Below are 21757 nucleotides of genomic sequence, written 5' to 3'. Positions count from 1 at the left end.
GGCGCAACACCTCAGTTGAAGGTGTCGATCTCGGCGGACTCGTAGCTGGTGACTTCCATGCCGACGCAGATTTCGGAAACGATCGGGGCAGCCCAGGTCATGGTGTTTCTCCGTCTGATTACGAACATCCGGTGCCGAAAGGCAAACTTAAGAGTACCCTAAGACACTGATGGCGCTTTTGTTTTCCGGCGCGGCACGGGTATCCGCAATTCCGGCCCCGGCATCAAGCACTAAATTGCCTAATGCTCCCAAATTTTTTGTGAGGCTTCGGCGTCGCAGGCTCCCGCGGGACGCGACGTCTCCGTGGCGAGCGTCAGTGTCGGTAGTCCGGCCCACGCGAGTCCAGCATGAAGCCGCGGCCCCGCACCGTGACCAGAAGCGGGCCGCCGTGCCGGACGAAATCGGCCATCTTCGAGCGCAGGTAGCCGACATAGACATCGACCACGTTGAGGGAGAGGCCGCCCTGGCTCGCCCACAGCCGCTCGAAGATGTCGGCTCGGGTGACCGGGCGGTTCACGCTCTCCATCAGCATGGCCAGAAGCTCGGCCTCGCGCGGGGTCAGGCGGGCTGAGGCCTCGCCGCAGGTGACCTGGCGGGTGTCGAGGTCGAGGACGAGCTTGCCGGCGTTGATCAGCGTGCGCGGCCCCTCCGCCGCCTGCCGGCGCAGCAGGTGCGTGCGCAGCCGCGCCACCAGCTCGTCGAAGACGAACGGTTTCACGATGTAGTCGTCGGCGCCGAGCGCGAGGCCTTCGGCGCGGTCGCGGATCTCGTCGCGGGCCGAGAGGAACAGGATCGGCCCGGGATAGCCGCCCTCGCGCAGGCTGCGGCAGACGTCGTGCCCCGAGCCGTCGGGCAGGGTGATGTCGAGAACCACCGCCTCGGGGCTCTCGTTCCGCGCCGACGCGAGCGCGTCGCCGACGCAGCCGGCGGTGCCGACGGAGAACCCCTCCGCCTCAAGGCCGCGGGTGAGAAGGCCGCGGATGTCGATGTCGTCCTCGACCACGAGGATTCGCGTCATGCCGCGTCGTCCTTCCGAATCTGTCGTTCGTCTCGGCTCGTCACGTCGTCGAGCGTCAGGTCGAGGAGCGGGATCTCCAGGGTCACCCGCGCCCCGGCGCCGTTCTCGCCGGCGCCGAGAACGATGGTGCCATCATGCTGCTCGATCAGCCAGCGCGCCAGGGCCAATCCGATCCCGAACCCCATCTCCGCCGGGCGGTCGCCGCGGCGGAAGCGCTCGAACAGCCTCTGCTCGCTGTCGCCGAAACCCGGCCCGTCGTCTGTGACGGTGATGCGGGCCGGCGCCGTGCCGCCGCCGGACAGGGCGACCTCGACCCGGGTGAGGCCGGTGGCATGGCGCAGGGCGTTGTCGATCAAGCTCTCGACGACCTGGCGCAGCCATTCCCGGTCGGCCAGCACCTCCAGGTTCCGCGGGCCCGGCTCGAACGCGAGCGCGACGCGGCGGCGGGCGCCCTCCGAGGCGAGGTTGTCGACCGCCTCGGCCAGGACCGGCGCGAGCTCGAGGGCGCGGCGGTCGAGCTCGATCTCGCCCGATTCTGAGCGCGCCACCCGCAGAAGATCCTCGACGCGCAGCTTCAGGCGCATCGCGCGCTTGCGGATGGTGGCGAAGGCGGGGGCGTGGTCGGTGATGCGCGGGCCGGCGCGGGCCGCGAGGTCGCATTCCCCAAGGATGACGGTGAGCGGAGTGCGAAGCTCGTGGCTGACGTCGGCGAAGAAGCGGCGTCGCGAGCGGTCGACGGCCTCGAGGCGCGCATTGGCGGCGCGGAGATCGGCGGTGCGCGCCTCCACCGTGTCCTCCAGGGCGGCGCGGTCGGCGGCGACGCGGCCCTCGCGGCGGGACAGGCGCGCGGCCATGCGATTGACGTTGGCGACGAGCAGGCCGAGCTCGTCCCGGGTCGCGACGGAGAGACGCGTGTCGAGCTTGCCGCCGCCGATGGCGCCCGCGGCGCGACGCACCGCCTCGATCCGCGCCAGGGTCGGGCGGGTGATGCTGCGCCACAGCAGCACGACGAGGCCGAGCGCCGCGAGCACCGCCAGCGCGGCCGCGATCCGCAGGCGCTGCGAGAGGTCGCGCGCCGCATCCGAGCCGAGCACCATGCTGCGGCGCTCTGCCTCGATCAGGAACGAGAGCGGCTGGCCGGTCATCGCACCGAAGCCGTTGAGCGCGCCCTTGATCGAGTTCTGACGCTTCTCCGGATCGGTCTGGCGGACGATCTGCGCCACCTGGCGGTCGAGGATCACGCGGGCGGCGCGCAGCTGCGCCATCGGGCGGCTTCGCAGGGCGTACTGCATCCGGTCCTGCGGGTCGTTGCTGCCGGCGACGGATCTCGACAGCGCCTCGTCGACGGTCGTGAGCGCCCGGTCGACGTTGCTGCGCGCGATCCCCATCGCCTCCGGTGCGAGATCGGGATTGCCGATGGTCTCGACCGCCGCCATGCCGAACTGCGTCATCCGGCCCGACAGCTCGGCCAGAAGCTCGAGGCGGCCCTGCGCCGCCAGCGTCCGGTCGATGGTGCGCTCGGCCGCCCCGATCGCCGCGAGCACGCCCGCCGCCGCCAGGACGACGACGAGGGCGATCGACCCGAGCAGCAAGGCGAAGCGGACCTTCAGCGAGCGCATCGTCCCATTCCCGGCCGCATGCGCGGCGCTCCTCGTCCTCGGTTTCCTCAGGGCGCGACCGCGTCGAGAACCGGGCAAGGACGCGACCCCCGCGTTTCGAGAGAGGGTTTTGGGTCGTTTCAGCGCGAAAGCCAACACGGGCCGCGCCCTGTCACGCCTCTCCGTCGCGAAGCGGATGCAGTCCCCCTCTCAGTCCTGGCTCGGGCCGCCCTCGGCCTCCTCGACCTCACGGCTCTCCTCGACCTCGGGCGCGACCTGGCCGTAATTCAGCACCGCGACCAGGGTGATGCCGCCGAAGACGTTGCCGAGCAGCGTCGGCACGAAGAAGCGCTCGGCGTACTCGCCCATCGTCGCCGCGCCGGTGACCACGAGGTAGAACGCCTCGACCGAGCCGGCGACGATGTGGGCGAGCCCGCAGAGCGAGACCAGCCAGGTCATCAGGAAGATCACGAACGCCGCCGCGGTCCCGGTGGCCGGCAGGAACCACACCATCAGGGCGATCATCCACCCGGCGAAGATCGCCTTCAGCACCGTGTCCCAGAACGGAAACGCGATGGCCTGATGGCTGATCTCGGCGAAGGCCGCCTTCACCGACGGCTCGAACGCGCCGGAATGGGCCAGCACGGCGGCGATCGCCAGCGTCGCCAGGATGTTGCCCGCAAGCACGACGATCCACAGCCGCAGCACCCGCCACGCGGTCTTGGCCGAGCGGTCGTGCAGCAGCGGCAGGATTGGCGTGATGGTGTTCTCGGTGAACAGCTGCTGGCGCCCGAGCACCACCACCAGGAAGCCGACCGCGTAGCCCATCGTCGTCAGGATCTGAGTCCACTCGCCCTCGGGCAGGTGGGTCTTGAGCACCCCCGGCACGATCAGCGAGAGCGCGATGCTGAGCCCCGCCGCGAAGGCCGAGAGGAACAGCGCCCCCCCGTTGCGCCGCAGTTCCTCGTTGCCCTCGCGCCGGATCACCTCGTGCAGGACGAAGGCGTCGGGGCGACCGATCCCGGCCACCGCCTCCTTGTGCGCGTCGCGCCGAGCTTCCTTGTCGTCCTGCTTCGGCTCGGCCATCACGCAAACGCTCCACGAACCGGATTCAGGGACGGATCGGCCGTCAGCCGCGAAGGCGCGACACCAGCGCCTCGATCTCGGCCCGGGCGCGCGCCACCGAGGCGGCGTCCTTGCCGCGGGCGACGATGCGGTTGGCGAACCTGTCCTTCGTCATCGACGGATAGGAGCCGATCGACACGTCGGCGTAGGCCTTCGCGATCTCGGCGAGGTCGGCGGCGTAGTTGCCCTCGGGCAGGTTGCCGGCCTCCACCGTCTCGGACAGCATCCGCGCGCTGGTCGGCAGCGTCGGGCCGATCTGGTCGAGCATCGCCTGCATGATCGACGGCACGCCGGCCATGACGAAGACGTTGCCGATGCGGAAGCCCGGCGCCTTCGAGATCGGGTTGGCGATCAGGTCCGCGCCGTCCGGGATCCGCGCCATGCGCAGGCGCGCAGCGTTCAGGTCCTCCGGCTTGTGGCGCTCCAGCAGCATCGCCCTGGCGCGGGGATCGACGTCGATGCCGACGCCGAAGGCCTTAGCGACGCAATCGGCGGTGATGTCGTCGTGGGTCGGGCCGATGCCGCCGGTGGTGAACAGGTAGGTGTGGCCGGCCCGGAGCGCGTTCACGGCGCCGACGATGGCGTCCGGCTCGTCGGGGACGATCCGAACCTCGCGCAGGTCGATGCCCACGGCGGTGAGATAGTCGGCGATCGTGCCGATGTTCTTGTCCTTCGTCCGGCCGGACAGGATCTCGTCGCCGATCACCAGGATCGCGGCGGTGATGCTCGTGGAATCGATTGTCATGGGGCTCGCCGTCCTCGGTCCCGCCGCAGATAGCGCGGCGGCGGCTGCGCGACCACCGACGGCGCTTTCATGCGCGGGCGCCTGTCGGCTATGGACCGCCACCGCGACGCAGCCCGGACCCCATGCGCTTTCCCGAACCCCTGATCGAAGGCCGCCTGGTGCAGCGCTACAAGCGCTTCCTCGCCGACGTGGACCTCGCCGACGGCACGCGCGTCACGGCGCATTGCGCCAATCCCGGCGCGATGATGGGCCTGAACGCGGCCGGCAACCGGGTGCTGCTCTCGCCGGCCGACGGCCCGACGCGCAAGCTCAAGTATTCATGGGAGCTGGTGGAGGCCGACCTGCCCGGCGGCCCGCAATGGGTCGGGATCAACACGATGCGCCCGAACGCGCTCGTCGCCGAGGCCTTCGCCGCCGGCGGTCTCGCGCCGCTCGACGGCTACGCGGCATTGAGGCCGGAGGTCCGCTACGGCGCGGCGAGCCGCGTCGACTTCGTGGCGAGCGGCGAGGGGCTGCCGCCGGTCCACGTCGAGGTGAAGAACTGCCACCTGATGCGGCGGGCGGGCCTCGCCGAGTTTCCCGACTGCATCGCCGCCCGCAGCGCGCGGCACATGCGGGACCTCGCCGAGGTCGTCGCGGCCGGCGGGCGCGCGATGGTGATCGTCGTGGTCCAGATGCGGGCGGACGCCTTCGACGTCGCCCGCGACATCGATCCCGCCTTCGACCGGGCTTTTCGCTTGGCGCGTGCGGCGGGGGTCGAGACCTCCGCCTATCGCTGCCGGATCGACCGGGAGGGCGTGACGATCGCCGACGCGATCCCGATCGTCACGCCGCCCTGACGCGCGTTTTCCGCGCTCCCCGGCGCATGGTACGGTGGTGGCGAGGCTGCGGCGTGCGCTCCGGCCGCCCGAGGCATCCCGATGGCCGATCGCGCGATCCGTGAACCCGTCCTGTTCGATGTCGCCGACTTCCGCGAGTTCCTCGAGACGCGTCCGTCGGAGGAGCGATGGGAACTGATCGAGGGGCTTCCCATGCAGTCGGCGGCACCGCGGATCGGGCATCAGCGCATCGCCAGCAACTTCGAGCGCCATCTCAACGCGGCGCTCAGGAGCCGCCGCCCGGAATGGCACGCCGACCGCGAGATCGGGATCGAGGTCTCGCCGGATTCGCCCTATCGACCCGAGCCCGGGGTGACGGTGATCGACACCGACATCGACACCGAGCGCAATTTCACGGATCGCTTCCATCTCGTGATGGAGGTGCCGTCGGCGAGCGACCGCGGGCGCATCCTGGCGAGCAAGCTCCGATTCTATCGGGACCACCCGCCGAACCGCTGCATCGTGATCGTCGACCAGGATGCGGTCGCGGTGACGATCCACGAGCGCGACGCGGCGGACCTTTGGGCGGTCCGAGTGCTCCGCTCGGCCGGCGACGTGATCGAATTCGCCGGGCTCGGCTTGATCTGCACGGTCGGCGACCTCTACGAGAACACGCATCTCGACCCGCGGCGCGCGGCGCCGACCCGATCCTCGCAGGATCGGTGAAACCGGAGGCCGGTTTCGCGATCGGAGCCTGCTCAGGCGCTCCGCTCGAACATCCGGTTCAGCCGGGTGCGGCCGATCTCGCGGTAGCCGTGGCCTTCCAGGAGCTTGGGTAGATCAATCTGCCACTGGTCGGTGCCGTCCTCGATCACCAGCAGCGTCGGCAGCAGGGCAGGGGGCGCCTCGCGCAGGAACGGCTCGAGGATTAGGTCCTCGGCGCCCTCCACGTCGAGCTTGATCGCGTCGATCCGGGTCAGGCCCTCGCTGCGCACGAGGTCCATCAGGGTCACCGCAGGCACCTTGATCTGCGCGCTCTCGTTGGTGCCGACGATCTTGAGGCTCGATTCGCCGCGATTGCGCGGATCGACGAACAGCGTCAGCTCGCCGGCCTTGTCGGCGACCGCGCAGGCCACGGCCTTGACCGAATGGAATGCATTCTGCGCGATGTTGAAGGTCAACCGGTCGAACACGTCGGGCTGCGGCTCGACCGCGACGATCCGCGCCTGCGGGCCGGCGAACGCGGCCACGAACAGGGCGTAGGCGCCGATGTTGGCGCCGATGTCGAGGAAGACGCAGCCCGGCCGAAGCCGCGCCTTGAGCAGGGCGCGCTCCTGCGGGTCGAAGAATTGCGGCGTGAACAGCACCTTCTTCTCGCAATTGTTGTTGTAGGGGTGCAGCCGCATCCGGGCGCCGAGGCGCTCGACGTCGAGGGGCTTGCCGCGCATCAGCGTGATCGCGAGGCGGCGCAGGAACATCGCCATCCGCCGTCCGCGCCAGGACTCGGGTGAGATCCGCACGGTCCGCCGGGCGATCGCCGCGACGAGGCCGGCCGGGGCGTAGGTGCCGTAGGGCTGAAGGTCGCTCATGCCGGGCTGATGCCAGCCGCGCCGCCCGCGGGCAAGCATCACGCGCGTTGCCGATCGGCGCCGCGGCTCTTACAGCCGGCACGGACCGCGCGGGCCGGTACGCATGACGAGGAGCGGCGACCATGGACAGCTTCGATTCGGACGGCGTGCGCATCGCCTACATCGACGTGCCGGCCCCCGGCGGCTGCGGCGACCCGATCCTGCTCATCCACGGCTTCGCCTCGAACCACGTGGTCAACTGGGTCAACACGACGTGGGTGCGCACGCTCACGCAGGCCGGCTACCGCACCATCGCGTTGGACAACCGCGGCCACGGCGAGAGCGAGAAGCTCTACGACCCGGCCCGCTACGGCTCCGAGGACATGGCCGGCGACGCCGTGCGCCTCCTCGACCATCTCGGGATCGAGCGCGCCGACGTGATGGGCTACTCGATGGGCGGGCGCATCACCGCGCACCTCGCCCTCGACCACGCGGCGCGGGTGCGCTCGGCGCTGATCGGCGGCCTCGGCCTGCATCTCGTCGAGGGCAAGGGCCTGCCCTCCGGCATCGCCGAGGCGTTGGAGGCGCCGGCGGGCGCGAAGGCGGCGAACCCGACGGCCGCCGCCTTCCGCACCTTCGCCGAGCAGACGAAGAGCGACCTGCGCGCGCTCGCCGCCTGCATCCGCGGCTCGCGCCAGACGCTGTCGCGCGCCGAGATCGGGCAGATCGACGTGCCGGTTCTCGTCAGCGTCGGCACCCTCGACACCGTCGCGGGCTCCGGCCCGGGCCTCGCCGCCTTGATGCCGAACGCGCGAAGCCTCGAGCTCGAAGGCCGCGACCACAGCTCCGCCGTCGGCGCCAAGCCGCATCGCGACGGCGTGCTGGCCTTCCTCGCCGCGCGGCCCTGAGGCCGGCGCGGCCGCGTCACTTCAGCTTCGCATAAGCCTCGTCGAAGGCGGACTTCACCTCGGCGCAGGTGGCCGCGTCGGGCGCCGACATCGAGCGCACGCCGTCGGCGACGCCCTCCTTGAAGCGGGTCATCGCCGGGCTCGGGCCGCCGGTGTCGATGCCCGAGCCCGTGAGCATGGTGTCGGCGAGCTGAGAGACCTGATCCTTCGGCATCTTGCAGAAGGTGACGGCGCCCGTGAACTGGCCGAAGCCGAAGGCGAGCTCCTCGGGCGTCTCGGCCGAGGCGGGGGCCGGGCCGGCGAGCGCACAGGCGAGCAGGAGCGTAGAGAGGGCACGGTTCATCGATCGTCGTCCAGGCAGTGGCGTCAAGTCCAGCGACGAGGCATGCCGGCCCGGCCGTTCGCGGTCCAGGCGCGCGCAGGCGGTCCCGACGCGTTTGGGACGTACGGTCAAGGATACGGGACGGCGCGTTTCCCGGCGCGGCAGCGGCCGGTCGAGAGGCGCGGGCGGGGGCTTAGGATTGACCGGCCCGGCCGCCTCGACTACGAACCGCTCGTCACCGCGGCTCCTTCAGGGGCCGCTTGGCGTTTTCATACGCACCCGTGAGTCGCCTTCGAGGCGGCTCTGTCGTCCCGGGCCGCAAGGCCGGCGGGAAGAGGAGGGCGCGTTCCTCACTATCTCGTTTGCGAGAGGACACGCGATATGTCGAAGCGGATTCAGGCCAAGCACAAGCTCGACCGCCGCATGGGCCAGAACATCTGGGGCCGCCCGAAGAGCCCCGTGAACCGCCGCGAGTACGGCCCCGGCCAGCACGGCCAGCGCCGCAAGGGCAAGATGAGCGACTTCGGCACGCAGCTGCGCGCCAAGCAGAAGCTCAAGGGCTATTACGGCAACATCACCGAGAAGCAGTTCCGCCGCTACTACGCCGAGGCGATCCGCCTGCGCGGCGACTCGAGCGAGAACCTGATCGGCCTGCTCGAGCGCCGCCTCGATGCCGTGGTGTACCGCTCGAAGTTCGTCGCGACGCCGTTCGCCGCCCGCCAGTTCGTCAACCACGGCCACATCAAGGTCAACGGGCGCCGGGTCAACATCCCGAGCTACCTCGTGAAGCCGGGCGACCTGATCGAGGTCAAGGAAGCCTCGCGCCAGCTCGAGATCGTGGTCGTCGCCTCGCAGCTCCCCGAGCGCGACGTGCCGGACTACATCGAGGTCGACCACCAGAAGATGACCGCCCGCGTCACCCGCGTGCCGGGCCTGACCGAGGTGCCGTACCCGGTGCAGATGGAACCGAACCTGGTGATCGAGTTCTACTCGCGCTGAGCCGATCGACGGATCACCGTCGTGCCGCTGGGAAGGGTCGTCCGAAAGGGCGGCCCTTTTCCATGTCCAGGGGGCGGACGTGTCGCGCGCTCGCGCGCGTTCACGCGTCCCTCCGTCGCCCGTCATAGCCGCCCGGCATTTCCGGAGCGCCGGTGGCGAACCCGGAATTCGGAACCGCAGGTCGTGCTCCCACCTGCCGCTTCGGCGACTCTGGCTTTCGGGCTCCGCTGCGCGGACCCGGAACGACGGCGGGGGTCGGAAGTGCCGGGTCGGGGCAGGCCGGATCGCCTGTGCAGAACCGGCGACGGCCGAGCCGTTCGGTATCAGGCTTCGCGCTTGCCGACCGCGCCCGCCCGCCGGACCGCATCGAGCGTCACCACGTGCGGCCCGGCGGGACCGGCGACCGCGAGCCGGGTGCGACCGCCTGCCAGCATCATGGACAGCGCATCGCGCAACGTCGCCGTGTCCGCGATCTCCGGCGCGTCGGCGGCCGTTCCGGGCTCGGCGGTTTCGGAGACGGTGAGCAGCGCGAGGCGCCGCAGCGCCCGGTCCTCGCCGACGAAGGAGGCGACGAACGGGTCGGCCGGCGCGGCCAGCAGCGCCTGCGGCGCATCGGCCTGGACGACGCGGCCAGCCCGCATCAGCACGACGCGGTCGCCCATCAGCATCGCCTCGTCGATGTCGTGGGTGACGATCAGCACGGTCTTGGACAGGCGCTTGAGGATCGTGCCGATCTCGGCTTGGAGCCGGCCGCGCGCCACCGGATCGACCGCGCCGAAGGGCTCGTCCATCAGGATCACCGGCGGGTCGGCGGCGAGCGCGCGGGCGACGCCGACGCGCTGGCGCTGTCCGCCGGAGAGCGCGTCCGGGCGGCGGTCGCGGTAGAGCGCCGGATCGAGCCCGACGAGGTCGAGCATCGCGTCGACGCGCGCCGCGATCCGCGTCTTCGGCCAGCCGAGCAGCTCGGGCACGGTCGCGACGTTCCGCGCGACGCTGCGGTGGGGGAAAAGGCCGATGCCCTGGAGCACGTAGCCGATGCCGCGCCGAAGCGCGATCGGGTCGACGGCCGCGACGTCGTGCCCGCCGAGCGTGATGCGGCCGGCATCCGGCTCGATCAGGCGGTTGACCAGGCGCAGGGTCGTCGACTTGCCGCAGCCGGACGGCCCGATCAGCACGCAGGTGGTGCCCTCGGGGATCGTCAGGTCAAGCCGGTCGACGGCGGGGCCGGGCGCCCCGGCGAAGTGCTTGGAGACGCCCTCGAACCGGATCACCGCCGGTGCGGCGCGCTCGGACCCGTGCCCTCAGCAGCCCTTGCAGATCGAGGACATCGAGTTGCGCGTGCGGGCGTCCCAGGCCTTGTCGCGGGCGGCCGAGGCCTTCTGCGCCTTGATCATCTCGGCCTCGTTCGCCGCCTTCATCGCGGAGGCCTTGCTCGCCTCGCTGGCGGGGGGCGCGCCGGACGGCCGCGGCACGGTCGCGCCGGTGGCCGCCTTCTCGGCGAGGGCGGGGGCGGTCGCGAGGGCGGGGATCAGCAGGAGGAAGGCGAGGCGGCGGATCATGGTCGTCTCCGGGGCGTCGCGCGTGCGGCCGGCCGCACGTCCTCGTGCGGATCCCGATCGGGCGCGTCGTCGATGCAACCCATCCTAACGTGCACCTGGTCAAAAACTATGGCACGCCGACATCGAGGCCGGCCGATCGCGCCGGAGCGGAGAGGGGAGCGTCGATTGCCCGCAGCGCGACAGGACGGCGGGGCACCGCGCAACCGTCGCGAGCAGGTCGCCGATGCGCTCGCGCGGCTCGCCCGGCGCCTGCCCGGGTTCGAGGCCGAGGCGATCGTCGATTCGGCGCTCGCCAGCCCGGGCCTGCGCGGGGCGGCGCCCGAGACGGCGGCCCGGCTTGCGCTCGTCGCCTATGCCCGCCACGTCTTCACCGATTACGACGACCTCCTCGCCGAGGGCTACGACCGCGACAGCGCCCGCCACTTCGTCCTCGACGAGCTCAACGCCGTGCTGGCTGGCTGGGGCGCGGCGCCGATCCCGGAGGCCGATCCGGCCGACGACGCCGACGCGCCCTGAGGCGGTCCCGGTCGTTGCCGGGGGGCGTCCGGTGCGGATACACGGGGCGGGCGGGTTCGCGGAAACGGAAGCGTCGATCGTCACCATGAACGTGCTGGGCATCGAGACCACCTGCGACGAGACCGCCGCCGCGATCGTCGCGCCGGGGGAGGACGGCCGCGGCGTCATCCTGTCGAACGAGGTGCTGAGCCAGATCGCCGAGCACGCGGCCTATGGCGGCGTGGTGCCGGAGATCGCCGCCCGCGCCCATGTCGAGGTGCTCGACAGGCTGATCGCGCGGGCGCTCGACCGCGCCGGCTTGGCCCTCAAGGACGTGGACGGCATCGCGGTGGCGGCCGGCCCCGGCCTGATCGGCGGGGTGCTGATCGGCCTCGTCACCGCCAAGACCCTGGCGCTCGTGGCGCGCAAGCCCCTGCTCGCGGTCAACCATCTGGAGGCGCACGCGCTGACCGCGCGGCTGACCGACGGCCTGGCCTTTCCCTACCTCCTGCTGCTGGCGTCCGGCGGCCACACCCAGCTCGTGGCGGTGAAGGGCGTCGGCGACTACGTGCGCCTCGGCAGCACCATCGACGACGCCATCGGCGAAGCCTTCGACAAGGTCGCCAAGCTCCTGGGTCTGGCCTATCCCGGCGGCCCCGAGGTCGAGCGCATGGCGGAAGCCGGCGATCCGGAGCGGTTCACCCTGCCGCGGCCGATGCTCGGGCGCCGCGACGCCAACTTCTCGCTGTCCGGCTTGAAGACCGCGCTGCGGATCGAGGCGGAGCGCACCGCGCCGCTCGCCGAGCGCGACGTCGCCGACCTCTGTGCCGGCTTCCAGGCCGCGGTGGTCGACGTGGTGGTCGACCGCGTCCGCGTGGCGCTGCGCACCTTCTCCACCGTCGCCGGCCACCCGACCGCGCTCGTCGCCGCCGGCGGAGTCTCGGCCAACGGCGCGATCCGGCGGGCGCTGGCCGCGCTCGCGGGCGAGGCGGGCCTCGCCTTCGTCGCCCCGCCGCTGGCGCTCTGCGGCGACAACGGCGCGATGATCGCCTGGGCCGGCATCGAGCGGCTGCGCCTCGGGCTGACCGACGACATCACCGCGCCGGCCCGCGCCCGCTGGCCCTTCGCCGACGCCCCCCGCGCCGAGGCCAGCGCCGGATGAGCGGCGCAGCCCGCCACATCCTCTCGCGCGGCAATCTCCGCGATCTCCGCGTGACGGAGCCCGGGCCGGAGGCGGCTCCGGCCCCCGTCGGCGAGCCGCAGGCGCGGTGGCGCGAACTGGTCGACCGCCTGCTGCCGCAGGCCGCGCCGGACCATCCCGACTGGCCCGTCGTGAACGACCACTGCTTCGCCCGCATCCTGCTCGACAACGCCTGCAACGGGCCGTGGCGCGAGAGCGTGGCGGCGCCGGCCTGGGCCAACATGCCGCCCGACCGGCTCGCGGTCGCGATCGACCTCGGCAACGCCGTGCTCGCCGGCCGCGCCGACCTCGCCCTGCTCAACCGCCGCTCCCTGCTGTGGCGCGGCAAGCGCCGGCTGCCCAAGGCCCCCGAGACCCTGGAGACCGGTTCGCTGCGCCTGCGCCGTTGGCGCCGATCGGACGACGACCCGTTCGCGCGCCTGAACGCCGACCCCGCCGTGATGCGCCATTTCCCGAAGCTGAAATCGCCCACCGAGAGCCTGACCGAGGCGCGGGCGCTCGACCGCCGCTTCGAGGCCGACGGCTTCGGGCCGTGGGCGGTCGAGGAGCCGGGCGGCCCGTTCCTCGGTTTCGTCGGGGCGATGCGGCTGATGCGGTCGATGCCGTTTTCCGGGGGCGAGCGTCCGGGCAGCCTGATCGAGATCGGCTGGCGCCTGAGCCCCGAGGCCTGGGGGCGCGGCATCGCCACGCGCGCCGCGCGCTTGGCGCTCGCCGACCTGTTCGGCCGCTGCGGCCTGCCGAGCGTGGTGGCGTTCACGGCGCTGGCCAACGCGCCGTCGCGACGGGTGATGGAGCGACTCGGCATGGTGCGCGAGGCCGATTTCGACCATCCGGCGCTGACCGCCGGCCACCCGCTGCAGCGGCACGTGCTCTATCGGCTCGCGGCGGCGGATTTTTCCGGAGACTCGGCATGAGCAGCGAGAACGCGCGACCCGTCGCGGTCGTCGGCGGCGGCGCATGGGGCACGGCCCTGGCGAACGCCGCCGCCGCGGCCGGGCGCCCGGTCACCCTGTGGCTGCGCGACGCCCGATCCGCCGCCACCCTCGAAGCCGAGCGTGAGAACCCGCGCTACCTGCCGGGCGTGATGCTGCATCCGCGCATCCGGGCGACGGCCGAGGCCGACGACCTCGCCGCCGCCGAGGCGGTGCTGCTGGTCACGCCTGCGCAGACTTCCCGCGCGGTGCTCGGGCAGCTCGCGCCCGCCTTCGCGCCGGGCACGCCGGTGGTCCTGTGCTCGAAGGGCATCGAGCGGACGACCGGCGCCTTCATGAGCGCGGTGGCGGCCGAGGTGCTGCCGGCGGGTACGCCCGTGGCGGTGCTGTCCGGCCCGAGCTTCGCGGTGGACGTCGCGCGCAACCTGCCGACGGCGGTCACTTTGGCGGCCGCGGATGCGGACCTCGCGGCGCGCCTCGCGCGCCTGCTGTCCGGCCCGGCCTTGCGGCTCTACCACACCGACGACGTCCGCGGCGTCGAGATCGGCGGCGCCGGCAAGAACGTGCTCGCGATCGCATCGGGCATCGTCGCCGGGCGCGGCCTCGGCGAGAGCGCGCGCGCCGCCCTGATCGCCCGCGCCTTCGCCGAGCTGATGCGGTTCGCGCGAAGCTTCGGCGGCCGGCCCGAGACGCTGATGGGCCTGTCGGGGCTCGGCGACCTGGTGCTCACCGCATCCTCCGCGCAATCGCGCAACTTCGCCTTCGGCCTCGCCCTGGGGGCGGGCGCCACGCCGGAAGCCGCCGCCGGCGGCAAGCTCGCCGAGGGCGCCTTCACCGCCACCGCCCTGGTCGGGCTCGCCCGCGGGCAGGGGATCGAGATGCCGATCGCGGAAGCCGTCGCGGCGATCGTGGCCGGGCGGGCGAGCGTCGAGGACGTGGTCGCCGCGCTGCTTGCCCGCCCGCTGAAGGCGGAATCCGAATGACTCCGATCCAGGCCTTCCTCGCGGGCGGCGGCACCGACGGCGCCGGCCGCACGCTGGCCACCGTGCTCGCCTTCGACGACGACCGCATCGAGGCGGTCCACGACTTCATCCAGTGGTGCTTCCCCCTCGAGCAGGCGAGCCGCGCGGTGCCCGGTGCGCCGGTGCTGACGCCGGCGGAGGCGGACTCGATCCGTCGCGATCCGGCCGCCCGCGAGGGCCTGCGCGCGGCGCTCGCGCGGATGCGTCGGTTCTACGCCGACACCGATCGCTGGCTCGCGCCCCACGACCACAACCACCTGCGCATCACCCGCATCCTCACGGCGATCCGCGACCTGCTCGGCGAGGCGGAGGCGCAAGACTTCTACGCGTTCGCGACCGCGCGGAACGCAGGGGCCGGATCGTCGATCAACTTGGCGAGCCTCGCCTTCTGGGCCGCGGCGGTCGGCCGGTCCTGATCTTCGAGCAAGCGACGAGACGCATGCCCCACTGGCTCTACAAGTCCGAGCCCGCGACCTGGTCGTGGGCGCAGCAGGTCGCCGCCGGGGAAACCGGCACGCACTGGAACGGGGTGCGCAACCACCTCGCCAAGAAGCAGCTCATGGCGATGCAGGTCGGCGACCTCGGGTTCTTCTACCACTCGAACGAGGGCAAGGCCGTCGTCGGGATCGTGCGGGTGATCAAGCCGTACTACCCGGATCACACCGACGCGAGCGGCCGGTTCGGCATGGTCGACCTCGCCGCCGTCGAGACGCTGCCGAATCCCGTCACCCTCGACGCGATCAGGGCAGAATCGGCGCTTAAGGACATGGTTCTCGTCAACAACTCGCGCCTCTCGGTGCAGCCGGTGACGGAGGCCGAGTGGGCGCTGGTCCGGGCGATGGGCGGGCTCTGCTGATCGCCGGCCAGGGCATCGTGCGGGGTCGCATCCGCCTCGCGCGAGCCGGACCTTACCGCGCCTGGGGATGCGTCAGGCGGCCCTGGCGGCGGGCTTGGCCCGGACCGACGCCGCGGGCTTCTCCGGCTCCGGGCCGACGGCGACGGCGGCGAGGGTGTCCATCACACGGCTCGCCGGCAGCGTGACGATCACCTCGGTGCCCTCGCGCGGCTTCGACTTCAGCGTGAAGTTTCCGCCATGCAGGTCGACGAGGCCCTTCACGATCGGCAGGCCGAGGCCGGAACCCTGCTCCGCGGTCTTGATCGCCAGCGAACCGCGGCCGAACGAGGACATCACGGTGCCGAGCTCGTCCTCCGGGATGCCGGGGCCGCTGTCCTTGACCGCGACGTACTGGCCGCCGGAGCTGGTCCAGCCGACCTTGATCGTGATCTCGCCGCCCGGCGGCGTGAACTTCACCGCGTTCGAGAGCAGGTTCAGCACCACCTGCCGCAACGCCCGCTCGTCGGCCCAGAGCCGCGGCAGGGTCTCGTCGACGAAGTCCAGGAAGGTCTGGTTCTTGCCGCGCGCCTTGAGCCCCATCATGTGGCGGCATTCCTCGACGATGTGGGCGAGCTTCACCGCCTCCTCGTTGAGCTCGTAGCGGCCGGCCTCGATCCGCGAGAGGTCCAGGATCTCGTTGATGAGGTTCAGGAGGTGCATCCCGCTGTCGTGGATGTCGTTGGAATACTCGCCGTAGCTCGGCGCGGTGTGCGGGCCGAAGACCTCGTTCTTCATCACCTCCGAGAAGCCGAGGATCGCGTTGAGCGGCGTGCGCAGCTCGTGGCTCATGGTGGCGAGGAAGCGCGACTTGGCGAGGTTCGCCTCCTCCGCCCGGCGCCGGGCCTCGTCGGAATTGGCCTTGGCCTCCTCCAGCTCGCCGAACACCGCGTCCTTCTCCGCCCGCGACTGCAGCGCGCCGATGGTCGAGGTGTAGATGCGGCGGGCAAGGCCGAGGAAGAAGATCTGCGAGCCGATCGCCATCGCGACCAGCATCACCGCGTCCATTTGGCGGGTGAAGGCGAGCAGGCACAGGGTCGCCAGGGCCAGCGGCACCAGGGCGGCGACGGCGGCGGCGGGAACGGTGGCGGCCACCATCGTCGCGACCGCGGCCGCGATCACCAGGCCGAACATCGAGAAGTGCCAGCCGCCGACCGCGCCGAGCCCGATCAAAGCCGACCAGCTCAGGCTCTGCAGCACCTCGCCGAAGGCGAAGCGGCGGCGCCAGCGCGCGAGCGACACCGTGTCCGGCTCGGCGCGCAGGAAGCTCCGGCTCATCGACGCGTTGAGGGTGATCATCAGGAAGGCGCACAGCGCCCAGAGCGACGCGACCAGCGGCTCGACCCAGAAGCAGGCGGCGCCGGCCAGCGCCATCGCGAACAGCCCGAGCGGGATGCCCGCGCCGGCGCGATACTGCGCGTAGAGGCGCAGCAGCTCGTAGTCGAACGCCCGTTCGAGGCCCGTCTTCGAGGTCAGCTTCTCGCGGACCGAGCGCATGTCGCGCGCGACGCCACGGCGGCGCACGGCCTCCTCCGACGAAGGACCGCGGCCGCGCTGCACCATCTCGACCGTCAGTTCGGACATCGGCCTCTTCGAAGGCTGGACGTAGGGGGCGCCGGTGCGGGGTGCCCGACCGCAACATGCGGCGGATTGACGATGCGTGGGATGTGTTAAGAACGGCCTGCCGCGAGGGCGAGGATTGTCGCCATCGCGCGAAGCGTGCACTGACGTTCCGGACCGTTCGCGGTTCGTGCGCGGACGCACATCTTGTGGATGCGTCCGAGGATTAGCCATCGACGGCATAAGCTCTGCGCGCGGGAGATCTCGGATGTTGAACCTCACCGTGAACGGCGTCCGGCACACCGTCGACGCCGATCCCGAGATGCCGCTGCTCTGGGCGCTGCGCGACCACCTCGACAAGACCGGAACCAAGTACGGCTGCGGCATCGCGCAGTGCGGCGCCTGCACGGTCCATCTCGACGGCCAGCCGGTCCGCTCCTGCCAGACGAAGATCGGCGACGTCGGCGAGGCCAAGATCACGACGATCGAGGGCATCTCGGGCCGCGTCGCGGAGGCGGTGCAGGGCGCGTGGCGCAAGCTCGACGTCGTCCAGTGCGGCTACTGCCAGTCCGGCCAGATCATGTCCGCGATCGGCCTTCTCACCGACAACCCGAAGCCGTCCGAGGCCGACATCGACGGCGCGATGGACGGCAACATCTGCCGGTGCGGCACCTATCAGCGCATCCGCGCGGCGATCCACGAGGCCGCCCGCACCCTCGCCTGATCCGGCTCGTCCGCGCGTCCCTTCGCGCGGATCGCACGGCCCGTCGCTCGCCCCCTTCGAACGCCCTTCGCCCGTTCCCGAACTGACCGGAGCCACGCCATGCTGAAGATCCGTCAGACGGACCCGCGCTCCCCGCGCGCGACCCGCCGCAGCTTCCTCGCCGGCGCCGCCGCCGCGACGGGCGCGATCGTCATCGGCTTCCGCCTCGATCTGAAGAACACCGCCCGCGCCGCCGCCGGCCCCGACCTGTCGGGGGTGAAGGCCGATCCGAACGCCTTCGTGCGGATCGGCGCCGACGACACCGTGACGGTGATCATCAAGCACCTCGACATGGGGCAGGGCAACACCACCGGCCTCGCCACCATCCTCGCCGACGAGCTCGATGCGGACTGGTCGCGGGTGCGCACCGAGTTCGCGCCGGCCGACGCCGCCCGCTACAACAACCTGCTGATGGGCCCGATCCAGGGAACCGGCGGCTCGACGGCGATCGCCAATTCCTGGTTCCAGCTGCGCAAGGCCGGCGCCGCCGCCCGCGAGATGCTGGTCGCGGCCGCCGCCTACCAGTGGAAGGTGCCGGCGGCCGAGATCACCGTCGCGAACGGCGTCGTCCGGCACGCGGCCTCAAGCCGGCAGGCCCGGTTCGGCGAGTTGGCCGCCTCCGCCGCGACGCTTCCGGTGCCGCAGGAGCCGCGCCTGAAGGACCCGAGCCAGTGGACGCTGATCGGCCAGCGTACGCCGCGCCTCGATTCCGCGGCCAAGACCGACGGCAGCGCCGTCTACGCCCTCGACATCCGTCGGCCCGGCCAGGTCACCGCCGTCGTCGCCCGCCCGCCGCGCTTCGGCGGCACGGTGAAGAGCTTCGACGACGCTGCGACCCGCAAAGTCGCGGGCGTCGTCGACGTCGTCGCGATTCCCTCCGGCGTCGCGGTCGTCGCCAAGGACACCTGGTCGGCGATGAAGGGCCGGGAGGCGCTGAAGGTGGTGTGGGACGACGGCGCGGCCGAGACGCACTCCTCCGACGCGATCCTCGCCGGCTACCGCGAGCAGGCCAAGCGCCCCGGCCTCGTCGCCTCCGAGCGCGGCGACCCGGAGGCCGGCATCAAGGGCGCAGCCAAGGTCCTGGAGGCGGAGTTCACCTTCCCCTACCTGGCGCACGCCGCATTGGAGCCGCTGAACGCGACGATCGAGCAGGCGCCGGACGGCGGCTACGACGTCTATGCCGGCCTGCAGTTCCAGACGATCGAGCAGGCCGCGGTCGCCGCCGTGATGGGCACCACCACCGACAAGGTCCGCCTGCACACGCAATGGGCCGGCGGCTCGTTCGGCCGGCGCGCGACGCCGACCGCCGACTACATCGCCGAGGCCGCGACCATCCTCAAGGCGACCCGGGCCAGAGCGCCGGTCCACCTCGTCTGGACCCGCGAGGACGACATGTCCGGCGGCTACTACCGCCCCACGGTCTACCACAAGGTCCGCGCCGGGCTCGACGCCAAGGGCGGGATCGTCGGATGGCAGCACGTGATGATCGGCAAGTCGATCATGATCGGCTCGCCGTTCGAGGCGATGATCGTCAAGAACGGCATCGATTCGACCACCGTCGAGGGCGCCTCCGACACCGCCTACGCGCTCCCGGCCTACCGCTTCGAGGTCCACAACGCCCGCGAGGGCGTGCCGGTCCTGTGGTGGCGCTCGGTCGGGCACAGCCACACCGCGCAGGCGATGGAGGTGTTCATCGACGAGCTGGCGCATGCCGCCGACGTCGACCCGCTCGCCTACCGGCTCTCGCTTCTGACCGGAGCCCCGCGCCTCTCGGGCGTCCTCAAGCTCGCCGCCGAGAAGGCGGACTGGGACGCCGGCAGCAAGGCCAACGGCAAGGGCCGCGGCCTCGGCATCGCCGCCCACGAATCGTTCGGCTCCTACGTGGCGATGGTCGCCGACATCACGGCGGAGGACGCCAAGGTGAAGGTCAACCGCATCGTCGCGGCGGTCGACGTCGGCGTGGCGGTGAACCCGGACGTGATCCGCGCCCAGGTCGAGGGCGCGGTCGGCTTCGCGCTGTCGTCGGTGATGCGCAACCGCATCACGCTCAAGGACGGCGTGGTGCAGGAGAAGAACTTCGACACCTACGAGCCGACGCGGATGAGCGAGATGCCCGTGGTCGAGGTCCACATAATGCCGTCCTCGGCGGCACCGACCGGCATCGGCGAGCCGGGCGTGCCGGTTCTCGCGCCGTCGATCTCCAATGCGATCTTCGCCGCGACCGGGCAGCGCCTGCGCTCGCTGCCGCTCGATCTGGCCGGCTTGAAGGGCGTGTGAGGTTCGACACGCCGCGGATGCGGGGCAGGGCGTAGCGTCGGCCCGCTTCCCAGAGCTTCGAACCCAACTGCAACCACGGCGCGGGCCTCGTCCCGCGCCGTTTCTTTTGGTCGCGTCGGTCTGGGCTCGCCGAAGCGCGGCGCGGTGCCCATGTCGCATCCAGCATGGACACCGCCTTCGACCGCACCGCCGCGCGCCTGCGCGCCTGCCGGATCTGCCGCGACGCGCCGCTCTACGGGCCGCCGCTGCCGCAGGAACCGCGCCCGATCGTCCAGGGGACCGCCACGGCGCGGCTGTGCATCGCCAGCCAGGCGCCCGGAACGCGGGCGGACCGCACCGGCATCCCGTTCATGGACCCGTCGGGGGTGCGCCTCCGGTCCTGGCTCGGTCTCGACGAGTCCGCCTTCTACGACGCGAGCCGGGTGTCGATCGTGCCGATGGGCTCGTGCTTCCCGGGGCTCGATGCCAAGGGCGGCGACAAGCCGCCGCGGCGCGAATGCGCCGAGCGCTGGCGCGACGAGCTCTTCGCCGGCCTGCCGCATCTCGAGCTCGTCCTGGTGATCGGCCAGTACGCGCAGGCGTGGCACCTCGGCAAGATGCCGGACGGGCTCACCGGCACGGTGCGGCGCTGGCGCCAGATCCTCGCCGAGCCGCGTGCCCCGCGTGTGCTGCCGCTGCCCCATCCGTCCTGGCGCAACAACGGCTGGCTCAAGCGGGAGCCCTGGTTCGAGGCCGAGCTTCTGCCGGTGCTGAAGGCCGAGGTGGCCCGCGTCATGGCGGGCGGGGTCACGGCGAACGGAGTCATGGCTTCCGGTGTCATGGCTGCCCCCGCGGGGGCGCGATTGACACCGCACCCGGCCGCGTGATCGGGAACTGCGATGCGAGATCAGCCGAACCCGAGCCCGACCGACCCGCGCGACCGCCTCATCGTCGCCCTCGACCTCGACGACCCGGCGGCGGCCCGCGCGCTGATCGACCGGATCGGGGACGCGGCGACGTTCTACAAGATCGGCTACCGCCTGGCCTATGCCGGCGGCCTGTCGCTGGTGCCGGAACTCGCCGCGCGCGGGCTCAAGGTCTTCCTCGACCTGAAGCTGCACGACATCGGCAACACGGTGGAGGAGGGGGTGCGTGCGCTCTCCGGCCTCGGCGCGACCTTCCTGACGGTGCATGCCTACCCGCAGACCATGCGCGCGGCGGTGCGCGGGCGCGGCGCGTCCGACCTGAAGATCCTCGCGGTGACGGTGCTCACCTCCTACGACGAGGGCGACGCGCGCGAATCCGGCTACGCGCTGCCGATCTCCGACCTCGTCGCGCACCGGGCCTTCCAGGCGGCCGAGGCCGGCATCGACGGCATCGTCTGCAGCGCCTTCGAGGCGGAGGCCGTCCGCACCGTCGTCGGCCCGGGCAGCCTGATCGTGACGCCGGGCATCCGCCCGGCCGGCAGCGCCGCCGGCGACCAAAAGCGGGTGATGACCCCGGGCCAGGCGCGCGCGGCGGGCATCGACCATGTCGTCGTCGGCCGCCCGATCACCGCTGCCGCAGATCCGCGCGCCGTGGCACAAGCGATCCTCGCCGAGATGGCAGCACAGGAGTGACGAGAATGACGCGCGGCTACTGGATCGTCCGGGTCGATGTGCGGGACGCGGAGGCCTACAAGGACTACGCCGCCTCGAACGGCGCCGCCTTCGCCGAGTTCGGCGGCCGCTTCCTCGTGCGCGGCGGACGCTTCGAGGCGGTGACCGGGACGGCGCGTGCCCGCAACGTGGTGATCGAGTTCGCGAGCTACGACGACGCGCTCGCCTGCTGGAAGTCGGACAGCTACCAAGCCGCGCGCGCTAAGCAGAAGAACGGCGCCGACGCCGACATCCTGATCATCGAGGGCTACGACGGCGAGCAGCCGAACGTCGGCATCGCGCCGGAGCCGGCCAACCCCGCATCGGAGTGACCGACCC

General features: G+C 71.8%; 25 protein-coding genes. 15 read left to right on the top strand and 10 right to left on the bottom strand.

Annotation, left to right across the window (positions count from 1 at the left end; all coding sequences use genetic code 11):
- Nucleotides 1-11 precede the first annotated feature (11 nt).
- The 5 genes from pqqA to MKK64_RS10610 form a co-directional block, all read right to left on the bottom strand.
- Entirely contained in the window at nucleotides 12-101 is a 90-nt protein-coding gene (gene pqqA / locus MKK64_RS10630; protein ID WP_055889187.1) for a pyrroloquinoline quinone precursor peptide PqqA, read from the bottom strand.
- Nucleotides 102-313: 212 nt separating this feature from the next.
- Nucleotides 314-1018 (bottom strand): response regulator transcription factor, encoded by a 705-nt coding sequence (locus MKK64_RS10625; RefSeq protein ID WP_243934452.1) that lies wholly within the window; start codon nucleotides 1016-1018, stop codon nucleotides 314-316.
- Entirely contained in the window at nucleotides 1015-2637 is a 1623-nt protein-coding gene (locus tag MKK64_RS10620; RefSeq protein ID WP_243934451.1) for a sensor histidine kinase, read from the bottom strand. Before MKK64_RS10620 ends, MKK64_RS10625 begins: the two co-directional genes overlap by 4 nt.
- A 189-nt stretch (nucleotides 2638-2826) precedes the next feature.
- On the bottom strand, nucleotides 2827-3702 hold the full coding sequence (locus MKK64_RS10615; RefSeq protein WP_243934443.1) for a formate/nitrite transporter family protein: 876 nt from the start codon (nucleotides 3700-3702) through the stop codon (nucleotides 2827-2829).
- 43 nt (nucleotides 3703-3745) lie between these two features.
- Nucleotides 3746-4486 carry a competence/damage-inducible protein A gene (locus MKK64_RS10610; RefSeq protein WP_243934435.1) on the bottom strand — a complete coding sequence of 247 codons (741 nt, stop codon included), beginning with the start codon at nucleotides 4484-4486 and terminating at the stop codon, nucleotides 3746-3748.
- Between the two features lie 122 nt (nucleotides 4487-4608).
- On the opposite strand from MKK64_RS10610, the gene sfsA reads away from it, so the two are divergent.
- Nucleotides 4609-5325: a DNA/RNA nuclease SfsA gene (gene sfsA / locus MKK64_RS10605; protein WP_243934433.1), complete on the top strand. Its 717-nt coding sequence runs from the start codon at nucleotides 4609-4611 to the stop codon at nucleotides 5323-5325.
- An 81-nt stretch (nucleotides 5326-5406) separates the two neighbouring features.
- Nucleotides 5407-6030 carry a Uma2 family endonuclease gene (locus tag MKK64_RS10600; RefSeq protein ID WP_243934420.1) on the top strand — a complete coding sequence of 208 codons (624 nt, stop codon included), beginning with the start codon at nucleotides 5407-5409 and terminating at the stop codon, nucleotides 6028-6030.
- A 32-nt stretch (nucleotides 6031-6062) separates the two neighbouring features.
- Here MKK64_RS10600 and MKK64_RS10595 read toward each other — a convergent pair whose 3' ends face one another.
- Entirely contained in the window at nucleotides 6063-6893 is an 831-nt protein-coding gene (locus MKK64_RS10595; protein WP_147842613.1) for an FkbM family methyltransferase, read from the bottom strand.
- 122 nt (nucleotides 6894-7015) lie between these two features.
- Between MKK64_RS10595 and MKK64_RS10590 the strand changes: the two genes are divergently transcribed.
- Nucleotides 7016-7780, top strand: coding sequence for an alpha/beta fold hydrolase (locus MKK64_RS10590; RefSeq protein WP_243934418.1), 765 nt, complete (start codon nucleotides 7016-7018; stop codon nucleotides 7778-7780).
- 16 nt (nucleotides 7781-7796) lie between these two features.
- On the opposite strand, the gene MKK64_RS10585 is transcribed toward MKK64_RS10590, so the two are convergent.
- Complete coding sequence (locus tag MKK64_RS10585) at nucleotides 7797-8123, bottom strand: hypothetical protein (protein WP_243934416.1); 327 nt, start codon at nucleotides 8121-8123, stop codon at nucleotides 7797-7799.
- 360 nt (nucleotides 8124-8483) lie between these two features.
- Here MKK64_RS10585 and rpsD point away from each other — a divergent pair, with 360 nt between their 5' ends.
- Nucleotides 8484-9101 (top strand): 30S ribosomal protein S4, encoded by a 618-nt coding sequence (gene rpsD, locus MKK64_RS10580; protein ID WP_147725774.1) that lies wholly within the window; start codon nucleotides 8484-8486, stop codon nucleotides 9099-9101.
- Nucleotides 9102-9424: 323 nt separating this feature from the next.
- On the opposite strand, the gene MKK64_RS10575 is transcribed toward rpsD, so the two are convergent.
- Nucleotides 9425-10372, bottom strand: coding sequence for an ABC transporter ATP-binding protein (locus MKK64_RS10575; protein WP_243934407.1), 948 nt, complete (start codon nucleotides 10370-10372; stop codon nucleotides 9425-9427).
- Nucleotides 10373-10402: 30 nt separating this feature from the next.
- Nucleotides 10403-10660, bottom strand: coding sequence for a hypothetical protein (locus tag MKK64_RS10570; RefSeq protein ID WP_243934406.1), 258 nt, complete (start codon nucleotides 10658-10660; stop codon nucleotides 10403-10405).
- Between the two features lie 165 nt (nucleotides 10661-10825).
- Here MKK64_RS10570 and MKK64_RS10565 point away from each other — a divergent pair, with 165 nt between their 5' ends.
- The 6 genes from MKK64_RS10565 to MKK64_RS10540 all read left to right on the top strand — a co-directional run bounded on the left by MKK64_RS10565 (nucleotide 10826) and on the right by MKK64_RS10540 (nucleotide 15166).
- Nucleotides 10826-11176 (top strand): DUF2293 domain-containing protein, encoded by a 351-nt coding sequence (locus MKK64_RS10565; protein ID WP_243934404.1) that lies wholly within the window; start codon nucleotides 10826-10828, stop codon nucleotides 11174-11176.
- Between the two features lie 85 nt (nucleotides 11177-11261).
- Nucleotides 11262-12317 carry a tRNA (adenosine(37)-N6)-threonylcarbamoyltransferase complex transferase subunit TsaD gene (gene tsaD, locus MKK64_RS10560; RefSeq protein WP_243934402.1) on the top strand — a complete coding sequence of 352 codons (1056 nt, stop codon included), beginning with the start codon at nucleotides 11262-11264 and terminating at the stop codon, nucleotides 12315-12317.
- The gene (locus MKK64_RS10555; RefSeq protein WP_243934400.1) at nucleotides 12314-13270 is read left to right on the top strand and encodes a GNAT family N-acetyltransferase; all 957 of its coding nucleotides are present in this window, start codon (nucleotides 12314-12316) and stop codon (nucleotides 13268-13270) included. The genes tsaD and MKK64_RS10555 overlap by 4 nt, the downstream gene beginning before the upstream one ends.
- Nucleotides 13267-14271 carry an NAD(P)H-dependent glycerol-3-phosphate dehydrogenase gene (locus MKK64_RS10550; RefSeq protein ID WP_243934398.1) on the top strand — a complete coding sequence of 335 codons (1005 nt, stop codon included), beginning with the start codon at nucleotides 13267-13269 and terminating at the stop codon, nucleotides 14269-14271. Before MKK64_RS10555 ends, MKK64_RS10550 begins: the two co-directional genes overlap by 4 nt.
- Complete coding sequence (locus MKK64_RS10545; protein WP_243934395.1) at nucleotides 14268-14726, top strand: opioid growth factor receptor-related protein; 459 nt, start codon at nucleotides 14268-14270, stop codon at nucleotides 14724-14726. The genes MKK64_RS10550 and MKK64_RS10545 overlap by 4 nt, the downstream gene beginning before the upstream one ends.
- 23 nt (nucleotides 14727-14749) lie before the next feature.
- A complete protein-coding gene (locus MKK64_RS10540; protein ID WP_243934393.1) occupies nucleotides 14750-15166 on the top strand; it encodes an EVE domain-containing protein in 417 nt (138 codons plus the stop codon).
- 72 nt (nucleotides 15167-15238) lie between these two features.
- Here MKK64_RS10540 and MKK64_RS10535 read toward each other — a convergent pair whose 3' ends face one another.
- Nucleotides 15239-16786 carry a sensor histidine kinase gene (locus tag MKK64_RS10535; RefSeq protein WP_243934386.1) on the bottom strand — a complete coding sequence of 516 codons (1548 nt, stop codon included), beginning with the start codon at nucleotides 16784-16786 and terminating at the stop codon, nucleotides 15239-15241.
- Nucleotides 16787-17030: 244 nt separating this feature from the next.
- Here MKK64_RS10535 and MKK64_RS10530 point away from each other — a divergent pair, with 244 nt between their 5' ends.
- The 5 genes from MKK64_RS10530 (at nucleotide 17031) to MKK64_RS10510 (ending at nucleotide 21750) form a co-directional block, all read left to right on the top strand.
- Nucleotides 17031-17486 carry a (2Fe-2S)-binding protein gene (locus MKK64_RS10530; protein WP_243934384.1) on the top strand — a complete coding sequence of 152 codons (456 nt, stop codon included), beginning with the start codon at nucleotides 17031-17033 and terminating at the stop codon, nucleotides 17484-17486.
- Nucleotides 17487-17585: 99 nt separating this feature from the next.
- The gene (locus MKK64_RS10525) at nucleotides 17586-19802 is read left to right on the top strand and encodes a xanthine dehydrogenase family protein molybdopterin-binding subunit (RefSeq protein WP_243934382.1); all 2217 of its coding nucleotides are present in this window, start codon (nucleotides 17586-17588) and stop codon (nucleotides 19800-19802) included.
- A 164-nt stretch (nucleotides 19803-19966) separates the two neighbouring features.
- Nucleotides 19967-20668, top strand: a complete 702-nt coding sequence (locus MKK64_RS10520; protein ID WP_147726029.1) for a uracil-DNA glycosylase family protein — start codon at nucleotides 19967-19969, stop codon at nucleotides 20666-20668.
- Nucleotides 20669-20680: 12 nt separating this feature from the next.
- Nucleotides 20681-21400 carry an orotidine-5'-phosphate decarboxylase gene (gene pyrF, locus MKK64_RS10515; RefSeq protein WP_147726030.1) on the top strand — a complete coding sequence of 240 codons (720 nt, stop codon included), beginning with the start codon at nucleotides 20681-20683 and terminating at the stop codon, nucleotides 21398-21400.
- Between the two features lie 5 nt (nucleotides 21401-21405).
- Complete coding sequence (locus MKK64_RS10510) at nucleotides 21406-21750, top strand: DUF1330 domain-containing protein (protein ID WP_147726031.1); 345 nt, start codon at nucleotides 21406-21408, stop codon at nucleotides 21748-21750.
- Nucleotides 21751-21757: the final 7 nt, after the last annotated feature.

The organism is Methylobacterium sp. E-025, from assembly GCF_022829705.1.
In the GTDB taxonomy this organism is placed as follows: domain Bacteria; phylum Pseudomonadota; class Alphaproteobacteria; order Rhizobiales; family Beijerinckiaceae; genus Methylobacterium.
Note: the sequence above shows the minus strand (reverse complement) of the source record. Positions and strands in the feature narration are given on the sequence as shown.